Raw genomic sequence first — 13,345 nt, 5'->3', positions numbered from 1 at the left:
CGGGCCTGAAAAGCTGCTTTCTTTGCCTACTTTCTTTGCAGCAGCAAAGAAAGTAGGTGCCGCCCCGCACAGGGGCAGTGCAAATAGACCGACGCGAAGACAGGATTTCATGAAGGCGCAGACCCACGCGCTGGGAAATCGGCTCGAACACCGCCCCCGATCCGAAGGCATCTGGCCCGCTTAGTGCCGAAAGCATCACCGCTACGGGTTATTCCCGATCTCCCGCTGCCGCATCGCTTGTTGCACTGCAACGCCGCTCGCGAGCGCTCCACCACTCGCCTTCCCAACGCTCAAAGGCGCGCGAATTGCGCCGCATTGCGGCAAACCCCACGCCACCTCGCGCCTTGACTTTCGCCGAACCGAATACGATCATTCGATCATCGAACGAGCAAATGTTCACTCAAACCGCCTTGACCGCCGCCGTCGTGGCGCCAAAGCGACCAGCCGCCCGCGAAGAACGGGCGCGCCGCCATTCAGAGGAAGAGACGACATGACGAACGAAGCCAACGTGATCCTGCACATCGGCGCCGGGTCTTTTCATCGCGCGCATCAGGCGTGGTATCTGCATCGACTGAACGAGTCGGGCGACAAAAGCTGGTCGCTCGCGGTCGGGAATATTCGCGGCGACATGAACGCCGTGCTCGATGCCCTCGCCGCGCAGAACGGCGAATACACGCTCGAAACGGTCACGCCGAAGGGCGAGCGCGAATACGAGACGATCCGCGCGATCAAAAAGGTCGTGCCGTGGTCCGCGGATCTCGCCGAACTCGTCGCCGTGGGCGCGGACCCGAAGACGAAGATCGTGTCGTTCACCGTCACCGAAGGTGGCTATTACCTCGACGAGCACGACAAGCTCGACACCGCGAACCCCGATCTCGCTGCCGACCTCAAGGGCGCAAAAACCACGATCTACGGCGCGCTCGCCGCGATCCTCGATGCGCGCATGAAGAATGGCGCGGGCCAGGTATCGCTGCAGAACTGCGACAACCTGCGCAGCAACGGCGACCGCTTCAAGGCGGGCATGCTCGAATTTCTCGAACGGCGCGGCGAGACCGCGCTGCGCGAGTGGATGATCGCGAACACGTCGTGTCCGAACGCGATGGTCGATCGCATCACGCCGCGCCCGACGCCCGACGTCGCCGAACGCGTGAAGGCCGCGACCGGCTTCGACGACAAAGCGCCCGTGATGGGCGAAAAGTTCATCCAGTGGGTGATCGAAGACAGCTTCATCGCCGGGCGGCCCGCGTGGGAGCAGGTCGGCGCGGAGATGGTCGAATCGGTGCATCCGTATGAGGAGGCGAAAATCCGCATCCTCAATGCGAGCCATAGCTGCATTGCGTGGGCGGGCACGCTCGTCGGGCTGCAATACATTCACGAAGGCACGCAGGACATGGAAATCCGCGCGCTCGCCGACGCCTACGTCACCGACGACGTGATTCCCTGCCTCACGCCGAGCCCGATCGATCTCGAGAAATATCGCGATGTCGTGCTCGACCGCTTCAGCAATCCGTACATCAAGGACACGAACCAGCGCGTCGCGGCGGATGGCTTCTCGAAGCTGCCGGGCTTCATCGCGCCGACGCTCTCGGAATGCTTCGCGCGCAAGGTCGATCCGGATTCGACCGCGATCCTGCCTGCGCTCTTCTTCCGCTTTCTCGAACGCTGGCACGAGGGCAAGCTGCCGTATGCGTATCAGGATGGCGTGATGGATCCGGCGGTGGCGCACGGCTTCTTCACGTCGCCCGATCCGGTCAAGGCCTTCACGAGCGACAAGCTCCTGTGGGGCAGCATGGCGCAGACCGAAGGCCTCGAACGCGTGATGCGCAGCGCGATTGCGAAAGTCGATGCATGGCTCGCCAATCGGCCGTAGGCGGCAAGCGGCCATAAGCGGCCATAAGCCCGCTGTTATCGCCGCGTTAATGGCATCGCGAAACTGCAAGCCGCGCCGCTCGGGTAATGTGCTCATGGCGCGGCGTCGCGCGTGGCGTTAAATTAGCGCCTCCCGCCGATATGGCGTCCCGCCTGGTTTCTGACCAAGTTCGATTCCGGCAACGACAAAGGGTCCGTTCATGTACTTAGGCATCGACCTCGGCACCTCCGAAGTGAAAGTGCTGCTGCTCGCGAGCGACGGCAGCGTCGTCGGCACGGCCGGCACGCCGTTCACCGTTTCGCGTCCGAAGCCGCGCTGGTCGGAGCAGAATCCGCTCGACTGGTGGGAAGGCACGCGCGCCGCGCTCTTCAAGCTGCGCGAGAAATTCCCGGATGAGTTCGCGCAGGTGCGCGGCATCGGTCTGTCCGGTCAGATGCACGGCGCCGTGCTGCTCGATTCGCAGGACAAGGTGCTGCGTCCCGCGATCCTGTGGAACGACATGCGCAGCGACAAGGAATGCGCCGAGCTCTACGAGCGCGCGCCGAACTTGCACGAGATCGCCGGCAATCTGGCGATGCCTGGCTTCACCGCGCCGAAGTTGCTCTGGGTCGCGCACAACGAACCCGATATCTTCCGTCAGACCGCGTGCGTGCTGTTGCCGAAGGATTATCTGCGGATGCATCTGACGGGCACGAAAGTGTCCGATCCATCCGATGCCGCGGGCACGCTCTGGCTCGATGTCGCGCGCCGCGACTGGTCCGACGAGTTGCTTGCCGCGTGCAGCATGTCGCGCCGGCAGATGCCGTCGCTCGCGGAAGGCAGCGCGCCCTCGGGCACCTTGCGGCCCGAGCTCGCGCGCGAATTCGGCTTGCGCGAAGGCGTGATCGTCGCGGCGGGCGGCGGCGACAATGCCGCGAGCGCGGTGGGCATCGGCGCGACCGATCCGGGCGATGGTTTTCTGTCGCTGGGCACATCGGGTGTGCTGTGCGTCATCGGCGATCGCTTTCGGCCGAACCCGGCTTCGGCCGTCCACGCGTTCTGTCACGCGATTCCGGATCGGTGGCATCAGATGAGCGTGGTGCTGTCGGCGGCAAGCTGTTTGCGCTGGGTGTGCAAGCTGACATCGACGGATGAGCCGACGCTGCTCGCGGAAATCGAATCTTTGCCTGTCGATGTTTTGTCGTCTGCGCCGTTGTTTTTGCCGTATCTGAGTGGTGAGCGCACGCCGCACAACGATCCGTATGCGCAGGGCGTGTTCTTCGGCATGACGCACGCGACCGATCGCGCGTTGCTCGGCTATTCGGTGCTCGAAGGCGTGACGCTCTCCTTGACCGATGGCCTCGATGCGCTTCAATCCGCGGGCACGCAGGCGCGCGCGCTATCGATGCTCGGGGGCGGTGCACGTAGCGCGTATTGGGCGCAGATGTTCGCCGATGCCTTCGATACCCCGACGCGCACGCACGGCGGCGGCGAGACCGGCGCGGCGCTCGGCGCGGCACGGCTCGGGTGGCTTGCGGCGGGCGGCGATCCGGCGACGGTGCTCGCGAAGCCCGAGATCAAGCAGGAATTCACGCCGAATTCCGAACGGCATGCGTTGCTGCGGCAGCGGTTGAAGGGGTTTCGGGAGCTGTATCAGCATGTGAGGCCGTTGTTCGATTCGGCGCGGCCGCGGTTGGCTTGATTTTGTATTGGTATTGAGCTTCTATGAAGCTTGTGGGCGGTGCGGGGTTTGGCGCTTTTTTCTCTTCGCCGGATCCCCGTTGTCGTGTCGGTCTATTAGCACTGCCCCTGTGCGGGGCGGCAGTCACTTTCTTTGCTGCTGCAAAGAAAGTAACCAAAGAAAGCAGCTCGACACGCCCGCGGTCACACGCAATTTGGGTAGTTCTCTCGTCCTCGGTGGCACTCGCCTAAGTGTCGCCCTCTAAGGACCAATCGGGCTTGGATCGCGCACGGTCTGACGAGCTAGTTTTAGATGGCCGCTGGTTCAGCACGAAAGAGCTTCGGCACAGCGCTACGCGCTGCCGCCGGGTCTGCAAAGGAAGCCATCGGTTTGCGCGCGCAGTGCGATAAAGATGTTAGTAGAGAAGCACGCGCGGACCCGATTGACCGGTCGGCCGCGAAGCGGGCCGGAGCTATTTGGTGCTGAACCAGTTTGGTGTGTGGTGCGATGAGACAGACCGTGCGCGAGCCAAGCCCGATGGGGCCTATGAGGGCACTCTTTAGGCAGCCCACGATGGACGAGAGGACTACCCAAATTGCGTGTGACCGCGGGCGTATCGGGAGCTGCTTTCTTTGGTCACTTTCTTTGCAGCAGCAAAGAAAGTGACTGCCGCCCCGCACAGGGGCAGTGCTAATAGACCGACACGTAATCAGGATTCCACGACAAACACCTCGCCAGAAAGCGAAAATCAAAAACCAAGAACCGAAAACCAAACCCCCAGTGCCCAAATCCACTGAAAAACTCGATCTCGCAACGCGCGCAGCGTGGCTCTACTACGTCGCCGGCAACACCCAAAACGAGATCGCCGAAAAGCTCCAGATCTCGCGTCCGGTGGCGCAGCGCCTCGTCGCCTTCGCGGTCGAAAAAAACCTGATCCGCGTGCGCGTCGATCACCGCATCGCCGATTGTCTTTCGCTCGCCAAAGCGCTGAGCGACCGCTACGGCCTCGCGATGTGCGAAGTCGTGCCCATCGACGGCGATGCGCCCGAACAGGTCGACCGCAAGCTCGCCGTCGCCGGCGCGCAGGTCATGGAGCGCTATCTGCTCGAAGAAAAGCCGCTCGTCGTGTCGATCGGCAGCGGGCGCACGCTGAAAGCCTGCGTCGCGCAGATCGGGCAGATCGACCGGCCGCAGCATCGTTTCGTGTCGATGGTCGGCGCAATCGCGCAGGACGGCTCGTCGAATCGTTACGACGTCGCGCAGCAGCTTTCGGAAAAGACCGGCGGCAAGCACTTCATGCTGCCCGCGCCGCTCATGGCAGATAACGTCGCCGAGCGCGCGCAGTGGGTCAATCACCGGCTGTATCGCATCGTCGGCGAACTCGCGCAGAAGGCGGACGTGGCGTTCGTCGGCATCGGCAACGTGGGCGTGAATTGCCCGCTGCACGAGGACGGCTTCATCACGCGCGCGGAAGTCGATGAAATGATGTCGGCAGGCGCGGTCGCCGAATGGCTCGGCCTGCCGATCGATGCAGACGGCCGCCGCGTGCAATCGAAGACCGGCGCGCGCGCGACGAGCCTCGCGCTCGACTCGCCGCCCAAACGTCCGACCATCGGCTTCGCGGGCGGCGAGCGCAAGCGCGAAGCACTGGTCGCGGCGTTGAAGGGAAAGTGGCTGTCGGGGCTCGTCACCGACGAACTGTGCGCGAAGGCCGCACTCGAAGCCTGACGGCTCAGAAGTCGATTTCCGCTTCCACTTCCTGTCCGATCTCCAGCGCAACGCCCTCGCCTTCCAGAACGATCGCGTTCTTGCCGAAGGTGAGCGCGCCGTCGAACTGGTCGCTACCACGGTACGCGCTCATCGTGTCGAGCGGTTCGTGCGGCCATGCCGGGTTCGGCGCGCCCGTCGCCTGATCGATCGACGGAATCGGACAGCGCGTGCAGAGCTTCACGAGCCGCAATTGCGCATCGCCGATCCGCATTTCGCCGACGTAGTCCTCTTCGTAAGCATCGAGTCCACCGATCACGAGGTTCGGGCGGAAGCGATTCGCCGCGATGCCCGGCGCGCCTTTGGCCGACAGCCGCGCGTTGAGATCGTCGAGCGATGCCTGACCGACGACCAGCAACGGAAACTGATCCGCGAAACGCGTGTGCGTGGATTGCGGCGCGGTCCATTTATCGCTGACATCGCGGCGGGATGCCGGTGCGAATCGCGCGAGACGCGCGAATACGCCGAGGAACGTGCTGAACCAGTGCGCGGCTTGTTCGCCCGCGTCGAGCGCATCGACGGTGTCGCGCCAGACGGTCGCGCGAATCGGCTTCGCATCGGCGAGCGCTTCGGCGCGCAAGGGCGTGCGCAGGGTCGGCATGCCGGGCGCGTCGATGACGAGATCATCGGCATCGAACGCGGTGCGGACCAGCGCCATGCGCGGATGCGAGCGTTGCGTGAACATGGCGCCGGCGGTGTCGATCACCATCCAGTGGCGGTCGTATTCGAGGCCGGTCTCGAAGAGCGTCGCGCGGCGCAGTGATATGCCCGCGCAGGACTTGATCGGATAGACGAAGATTTCGTTCAGGACGGGCATGGCGGCATGGGGGTTCGGCGCCGGTCATCGGATGTGGCCGGTCGAAAGCCGAGATTATCGCGCATCGCCCGATACGGGTACGGTTTTACGACGCCCTCATCATCGCTGCGGCAAGTTCCAGCCCTAGCTTGTATTCGGGCGAACGCGGGCCGGCTTCGATGAGCGCATCGATCCTGTTCGTGTCGAGATTGGCATCGCCGGCGAAGAGCAGCCTGCGGATGGCGCCGATCGCCAGGCCGACTGTCTGATCGATGACGGGCGCGTCGAGTGCATCGTACGAAATCGTCGATGCGCTCATGTATTCCGGCGTTGCGAGGAACGGAACGACCAGCTGGCCGGAAAGCCCGTCGAAGTGCAGCCAGTGCCTGAAAAGCATGTCGACCGGCACGGCCTGGTCTTCCGACGCTGAATACAGCGTACGAAGTTTCTGCTTTCCCTTCGGCGTGACAACGTACGCCGCCGCACAAAACGCGTAGGTTGCCCTCGCGTCGAACAAACTGACATTGTCGAAATGGTGACGGCCATCGCCGAGCAATTGCGGATTCGCGCGGCCGTTCATGCGCTTCTCCGCCTCCAGCAGCAGAAGGGACACGCGGTCGAATACGGGTGCGCAATCGAGGAACATCAGGTCGAGGTCGGGATTGTTGCCGATGTGCGCCGCGAGTATTTGATCGTTGATGAGCGTCGGAAAGAGCGGGCTCAGTTCCACGTCGTCTTCCAGCACGACGGTGGCGGTGTCGGCGGAGGAGTTGAGGATCACCCGTTCGTGCGATTGCCGACATGCCCAGACGCAGTTCTTGCCCGCGTTGTCGAACGGTCCTTGGGCGATGCCGTCAACCGCGGGGAAACGCACGATTCGATCCTGATAGCCGATGCTCGCCAGTTGCGTCTCCATCGACTTGCGCCGATCCTGACTCCGATCCAGATTGATGAAATAGCCGTCGAAACGCACTGCTTCTCCTTGTCGCGTCAGGTGCATAAATGTGCACGACATGCTAGCGGCTCGCTGTCGTGATTTGATTAGGAGGAAGCCGAGAGAAACAAGGTTTTGACGCGGATCATCGATTTGCAGGCAACTCAAATGATTAATCGATGCGCTGGTTCCTTTTGAGCGACATTGGGACGTAAGCTACGCGCCGACTTTATTCCTTCACTATTAGTAATGCCAAACTATCAATCGTCGTTCCACCTATAACACCCAATCGCATATCGTCGAAACGTTGAAATCGTTGCTCAACCAGGACGCCGACTTCGAAATCCTCGTTCTCGACGACGCCAGCACCGACGACACGCTCTCACTCGTTCGAAGCCTGAACGACGAGCGCATCCGCATCTTCCCGCTCGAGCACAATCAGGGCCGCCCTGCCAATGCCAATCGCGGTTTCGATCTGTGCCGGGGCGAATACATCGCGCGCATCGATCACGACGATCTGGCCGAACCGGGGCGTCTCCGAAAACAGGCAGATTTTCTCGATGCGAATCCGGATGTGACCGTGGTCGGTTCCCAGATCAGGCTCTTTGGCGACGAAGAATCCATAACCGACTTTCCGCTCGACGATGCGACCATCAAAGGGCGCTTTCTTCTCGGAGCGGCTTATCTAGCCAATCCGAGCACCATGTTCCGGCGCGCGTTCATTCAGAAACACGCTATCCGCTACGACCCGAATCTCGATATCGTCGATGCCCTGATCAAGCTGCACCGATCCGTAGGCGTTGCCATCTCCGATATCGATATGACTTGGGGCGCAAGCCGCGTCGAGCTCGAAGGCCGGTTGCTGGGAATGCTCAACGAAGTCGTAAAGGCCCGCGAGCAAGTCTATCCGCGCAGTCCGGAGCACATTGCGCTTTGCACCGAAGCCCTTTGGGAAGGTGTCAGGTCGAATAACGCGGCATAAAACGAAAAAGCGCGGTCCCGACGAACCGCGCCCGCAACACCCGAGGAACGCTCAAGCGGCCGTCGCGTGCTCCCGCAGCCACGAATCGACCACCTTGCGCGTAAACGCCTGCCCTTCCGCGTTGAACAGATGACAATGCTCAGGCGACGCGCCGAGCTTCAGCTTCTCGCCACGCGCGTGCTTCTCCAGCGGCGGAATGCGCGAGATCAATCCATCCGGCGCGACTTCGGTTTCCGCGTACAGATACGCCGCATCGCCGAGCGTCTCGACGGTCATCGCCGTCGCGGAGAGACCGTAATCGCCCGCTTCCGGCGAATTCGGCTGCAGATGCTCCGGACGAACGCCGACCGTCACCGCATCGCCCGGCTTCGCATTGCCCGGCAGCACGCCGACGAGTTGCGTCTCGCCCGTCGCGTACTTCACGAGGACGCCGTCGTTCTGCACCGCGGCGACGGTGCCCGACAAAAAGTTCATCTTCGGCGAGCCGATGAAGCCCGCCACGAACCGGTTCGCCGGCGCGTGATAAAGCGTGTTCGGCGTGCCGACCTGCTCGATGTTCCCCGCCGACAGCACCACGATCTTGTCCGCGAGCGTCATCGCTTCGACCTGATCGTGCGTCACGTAGATCATCGTCGTCTTGAGATCGTCGTGCAGGCGCGCGAATTCCAGGCGCATCTTCACGCGCAGCGCGGCGTCGAGGTTCGAGAGCGGCTCGTCGAAGAGGAACACCTTCGGCTTGCGCGTGATCGCGCGCCCGATCGCGACGCGCTGACGCTGGCCGCCCGAAAGCTGCTTGGGCTTCCGATCGAGCAGATGATCGATGTGCAGAATCTTCGCGGCGTTCTTCACGGCGGCGTCGATCGCGGGCTTCTTCTCGCCCGCGAGCTTGAGGCCGAACGCCATGTTGTCGTACAGCGTCATGTGCGGATAAAGCGCGTACGACTGGAACACCATCGCGATGCCGCGCTTCGCGGGCGCGAGCTCATTCACGCGCGCATTGTCGATCATCAGGTCGCCGCCGCTGATGTCTTCGAGGCCGGCGATCATCCGCATCAACGTCGACTTGCCGCAGCCCGACGGGCCCACGAACACGACGAACTCGCCGTCGTTGATATCGAGGTTGATGTTGCGCATCACCTCGGTTTCTTCATAACGCTTGCTGATGTTGCGCAGTGTCAGGCTAGCCATGGTGTGTGTCTCCAGTCTTCATTGGCGATGCGATGAAACGCCATCGCTATCTGAGTTCGAACGTCGCGTTCTGCAGCCATTGCTCGACGAGCGCAGGCAGTCGCGTCATGTCGTCGAATACCGCCTGCGCGCCCGCTTTTTCGAGCGCGCCGATCTGCCCTTCGGTCGCGTGTCCGCCGCCGATGAAGCCGAGCACCGGCATGCCCGCCGCGCGCGCCGCCGTCACGCCGGTCACGCTGTCTTCGACGACGAGGCAGCGCAGCGGATCGATGCGCATCGCGCGCGCCGCCGCGAGATACACGTCCGGCGCGGGCTTCGGATTCGCGACCATGTCCGCGCAGAAACGCCGCTCGCCGAAAAAGCGCAGCAGACCCGTGCGCTGCAGCACGGCATCGACATACGTCGAGAAGCTGTTGCTCGCGCACGCCTTCGTGAAGGGCACGGCCGCGAGCGCCTCGGCGATGCCCGGCACGGTCGGCGCCTGCATCGCCGCGGCTTCGACGGCCCGCCGGATGGCGACGACCTGATCGTGCGTCAGCGTCCGGTTCACCGTATCGGCGGCGCTGGCGAGCACGGCCTCGATGCGCAGGCCGAGCAGCGGCATCACGACCGGCTCGACATCGACGCCCGGCCACAGCGCCTGCAACTCGGCGACGAGCACGCGCGCCGCCACCGTTTCGCTGTCGATCAGCACGCCGTCGCAATCGCAGATCAGCAGGCGATCTTCGAGATTGGCGTCTCGGGATGGAGTGAGATTCACGAGTGCGTCCTCACTTCACTGCGCCAAACGTAAGGCCGCGCACCAGTTGCTTCTGCGAGACCCAGCCGACGATCAGAATCGGCGCGACCGCGAGCAACGAAGCCGCCGAGAGCTTGGCCCAGAACAAGCCTTCCGGACTCGAATACGACGCGATGAACACCGTCAGCGGCGCCGCGTTCGAGCTCGACAGGTTGATGCTCCAGAACGCCTCGTTCCACGACAGGATGATGAGCAAGAGCCCCGTCGATGCGAGACCGGGCAACGCCATCGGCATCAGCAGATAGACGATTTCCTGCCACGTCGTCGCGCCGTCGATGCGACCCGCTTCCAGAATGTCCTTCGGCACTTCGTTGAAGTACGTGTAGGCCATCCATACGGCGATCGGCAGATTGATGAGCGTGTACACGATCACGAGGCCGGACACGGTATCGAGCAGGCCCGTGTTCTTCCACAGCAGATAGATCGGCACGAGCACGCCGACCGACGGCATCATCTTCGTCGACAGCATCCACAGCAGCACCGACTGCGTCTTCTTGGTCGGAAAGAAGGCCATCGCGTAGGCGCACGGCACGGCGAGGATCAGGCAGAGCACCGTGACGCCGACCGAGATCAGCACCGAATTCCACGCGAAACCGAAGTAATTGCTGCGCGCGAACACTTCGCGGAAGCTCTCCAGCGTCGGCGTGAAGAACAGCGACGACGAGTACGCCTGCTGCTCGGTCTTGAACGCGGTGATCGTCATCCAGAAGATCGGGAAGAACAGCAGGATCGACACGATCCACGCGACGATGCCAGGCACGATGTTCTTCGCATGGCCGAGCGCGGAAGTCCGCGGCGGAACATTGACCGATTGCGTGCTCATGACTCGTACTCCCCTTTGAGGTTCTTCGCGAGCATTCTCACGAGGAAGAACGCGACGATATTGGCGAGAATCACCGCGAGAATGCCGCCCGCCGATGCAAGGCCGACGTCGAACTGCTGCAGGCCGAGCGCGTAGATCAGGTACGACAGATTCGTCGTCGCGGTGCCGGGACCGCCGCCCGTCGTCGTATAGATTTCCGCGAAAATCGACAGCAGGAAGATGGTTTCCATCATCACGACCACGGCCACCGCGCGCTTCAAATGCGGCAGCGTGATGAAGAAGAACATCGCGAACGGACCCGCGCCGTCGATGCGCGCCGCTTCCTTCTGCTCCTGATCGAGCGACTGGATCGCCGTGAAGAGAATCAGGAAGGCGAACGGCAGCCACTGCCACGCGACGATCACGATGACCGCGAAAAGCGGATAGTCGGCGAACCAGTCGATCGGTTGCATGCCCATCGAGCGCATCAGGCTCGCGATCAGGCCGTACACCGGATGCAGGATCATGTTCTTCCAGATGAGCGCGGAGACCGTCGGCATCACGAAGAACGGCGCGATCACGAGCAGACGCGCGATGCCCTGTCCGAAGAACTTGCGATCGAACAGCACGGCGAGCAGCACGCCGCCTACGACCGTGATGACGAGCACCGACACGATCAGCGTCAGCGTATGTCCGATGGACGGCCCGAACGCGGGATCGGTGACGAGAAACTCGAAGTTGTCGAAGCCCGCGAAACCTTTGACATCGGGATTCAGCAGGTTGTAGCGCGAAAACGAGAACCAGATCGTCATCGCGAGCGGAATGGCCATCCACAGGAAGAGCAGTCCGGTCGACGGCGAGATCAGCCATCGCACCGACTTCGCGCGGCGCTTGTCGCGTTCGGCGGCGGACTCCTCCAGATGATGATCGGTGATGGGGGGATTCAGTTGACTCATCGTGTCACCTCTCGATGATGCTTCCCGGGCCGCATCAGGCGACGCGGCCCGTTACCACAGGAATTACTTCTGATAGCCCGCTTGCTTCACGGCGCGATCCGCCGCGGCATTCGCGGCCTTCAACGCCTGATCGACGCTCGTCTGTCCGGCGACGACGCCCGCGATCGACTGGCCGACCACCGTGCCGAACGACTGGAACTCCGGAATGCCGACGAACTGGATGCCGCTATACGGCACCTTGTGCAGCGTCGCATCGTTCGGATCGGCGGTTTCGATCGCCTTCAGCACGAAGTCGCCGAAGGGCGCGGCCTGCTTGTACTCGGGGCGCGCGTAGGTCGACTTGCGCGTGCCCGGCGGCACCGATGCCCAGCCTTCGTCCTTGCCGACCATCTCGATGTATTCCTTCGACGTCGCCCACGCGGCGAACTTCTTCGCGGCTTCCTGCTGCTTCGACGTCTTCGGGATCGCGAGCGACCACGACCACAGCCAGTGCGAGCCCTTCGGCGTGACGGCGACGGGCGCGGCCGCGAAGCCGATCTTGTCCGACACCTGCGATTGCGACTTGTTGTAGAGCATGCCTGCCGCGACCGTCGCATCGATCCACATCGCGCACTTGCCGGACGACATCAGCGTGAGGTTCTCGTTGAAGCCGTTCGAGCTCGCTCCCGGCGGGCCGTCGTTCTTCAGCAGATCGGCGTAGAAGCCGACTGCCTTCTTCCATTCGGGCGTGTCGAGCTGCGCCTGCCACTTCTCGTTGAACCACTCGCCGCCGAACGTGTTCACGACCGTCGACACGTACGCCATGTTCTCGCCCCAGCCCGCCTTGCCGCGCAGGCAGATGCCGTACTGGCCTTTGGACTTGTCGGTGAGCTTGTCGGCGAACTGCTTGATCTGGTCGTAGGTCGGCTGATCGGGCATCTTCAGTCCCGCGGCCTGGAACAGATCCTTGCGGTAGTACGTCATCGAACTTTCGACGTAGAACGGCAGCGCATACAGCACGCCGCCCGACGAGAGGCCGTCACGCGCGGTCTTCACGACATCGTCGAGATCGTAGTTGGCGGGCAGGCCGGTCATCGGCGAGAGCCAGCCGCGCTTGCCCCACTGCGGTGCTTCGTACGTGCCGATGGTGATGACGTCGAACTGGCCGCTGTTGGTCGTGATGTCGGTCGTGGCGCGCTGGCGCAGCACGTTCTCTTCGAGAATCACCCATTTCAGCTGGATGTCCGGATTGGCCTTTTCGAACGCCGGCGCGAGCTTCTTCAGCTCGATCATGTCCGGATTGTTCAGCGTCGCGATGGTGATGGTCGTCGCGGCATGCCCCGACAGCGGCACGAGCGCGGCCGCTGCAAGCGCGGCGGACAGCGCCGCGGTCGCGAACGGAGCGCGACGCGCGCGCGGTTGTGCTCGAACGATGCGTTGAGTGCGTTTCATTGAGTTCGTCTCCTTTTTGTTGGCACGGGCGCCGCGATGGTCTCGCTGCATGACGCAAGCGCCGTGGATGCCGCTGCCTGCTTTTGAGGGTGCGCGATCGTGGATCGCGTGGTTGCCGGGGTTATCCTTGTTGCCGCCCTTGCCTTCGCCGACTTGGCGC

General features: G+C 62.9%; 11 protein-coding genes. 4 read left to right on the top strand and 7 right to left on the bottom strand.

Going from position 1 to position 13,345, the window contains the following annotated elements:
* Positions 1 to 490 precede the first annotated feature (490 nt).
* From dalD to NCS03_RS03060, 3 genes are all read left to right on the top strand, one after another.
* Positions 491 to 1,870 (top strand): D-arabinitol 4-dehydrogenase, encoded by a 1,380-nt coding sequence (gene dalD, locus NCS03_RS03070; RefSeq protein ID WP_244807727.1) that lies wholly within the window; start codon positions 491 to 493, stop codon positions 1,868 to 1,870.
* 199 nt (positions 1,871 to 2,069) lie between these two features.
* Positions 2,070 to 3,551, top strand: coding sequence for a xylulokinase (gene xylB / locus NCS03_RS03065; RefSeq protein WP_008351244.1), 1,482 nt, complete (start codon positions 2,070 to 2,072; stop codon positions 3,549 to 3,551).
* Positions 3,552 to 4,310: 759 nt separating this feature from the next.
* Positions 4,311 to 5,258, top strand: coding sequence for a sugar-binding transcriptional regulator (locus tag NCS03_RS03060; protein ID WP_008351245.1), 948 nt, complete (start codon positions 4,311 to 4,313; stop codon positions 5,256 to 5,258).
* A 4-nt stretch (positions 5,259 to 5,262) separates the two neighbouring features.
* On the opposite strand, the gene NCS03_RS03055 is transcribed toward NCS03_RS03060, so the two are convergent.
* Complete coding sequence (locus tag NCS03_RS03055) at positions 5,263 to 6,114, bottom strand: MOSC domain-containing protein (protein WP_008351246.1); 852 nt, start codon at positions 6,112 to 6,114, stop codon at positions 5,263 to 5,265.
* 85 nt (positions 6,115 to 6,199) lie between these two features.
* Positions 6,200 to 7,066, bottom strand: a complete 867-nt coding sequence (locus NCS03_RS03050) for a glycosyltransferase family protein (RefSeq protein ID WP_250528736.1) — start codon at positions 7,064 to 7,066, stop codon at positions 6,200 to 6,202.
* Between the two features lie 220 nt (positions 7,067 to 7,286).
* On the opposite strand from NCS03_RS03050, the gene NCS03_RS03045 reads away from it, so the two are divergent.
* Positions 7,287 to 8,009, top strand: coding sequence for a glycosyltransferase family 2 protein (locus NCS03_RS03045; protein WP_350029347.1), 723 nt, complete (start codon positions 7,287 to 7,289; stop codon positions 8,007 to 8,009).
* 51 nt (positions 8,010 to 8,060) lie between these two features.
* On the opposite strand, the gene NCS03_RS03040 is transcribed toward NCS03_RS03045, so the two are convergent.
* The 5 genes from NCS03_RS03040 to NCS03_RS03020 all read right to left on the bottom strand — a co-directional run bounded on the left by NCS03_RS03040 (position 8,061) and on the right by NCS03_RS03020 (position 13,185).
* Positions 8,061 to 9,197, bottom strand: coding sequence for an ABC transporter ATP-binding protein (locus tag NCS03_RS03040; protein ID WP_008351252.1), 1,137 nt, complete (start codon positions 9,195 to 9,197; stop codon positions 8,061 to 8,063).
* A 46-nt stretch (positions 9,198 to 9,243) separates the two neighbouring features.
* Positions 9,244 to 9,957 (bottom strand): HAD family hydrolase, encoded by a 714-nt coding sequence (locus NCS03_RS03035; protein WP_008351254.1) that lies wholly within the window; start codon positions 9,955 to 9,957, stop codon positions 9,244 to 9,246.
* A 10-nt stretch (positions 9,958 to 9,967) separates the two neighbouring features.
* Entirely contained in the window at positions 9,968 to 10,819 is an 852-nt protein-coding gene (locus tag NCS03_RS03030; RefSeq protein ID WP_008351255.1) for a carbohydrate ABC transporter permease, read from the bottom strand.
* Complete coding sequence (locus NCS03_RS03025; RefSeq protein ID WP_008351256.1) at positions 10,816 to 11,754, bottom strand: carbohydrate ABC transporter permease; 939 nt, start codon at positions 11,752 to 11,754, stop codon at positions 10,816 to 10,818. The genes NCS03_RS03030 and NCS03_RS03025 overlap by 4 nt, the downstream gene beginning before the upstream one ends.
* Before the next feature lie 63 nt (positions 11,755 to 11,817).
* The gene (locus tag NCS03_RS03020) at positions 11,818 to 13,185 is read right to left on the bottom strand and encodes an ABC transporter substrate-binding protein (RefSeq protein ID WP_008351257.1); all 1,368 of its coding nucleotides are present in this window, start codon (positions 13,183 to 13,185) and stop codon (positions 11,818 to 11,820) included.
* Positions 13,186 to 13,345: the final 160 nt, after the last annotated feature.

This window comes from Caballeronia sp. ATUFL_F1_KS4A (genome assembly GCF_023630905.1).
In the GTDB taxonomy this organism is placed as follows: domain Bacteria; phylum Pseudomonadota; class Gammaproteobacteria; order Burkholderiales; family Burkholderiaceae; genus Caballeronia; species Caballeronia zhejiangensis.
This window is presented reverse-complemented; position numbering and strand designations above follow the sequence as displayed.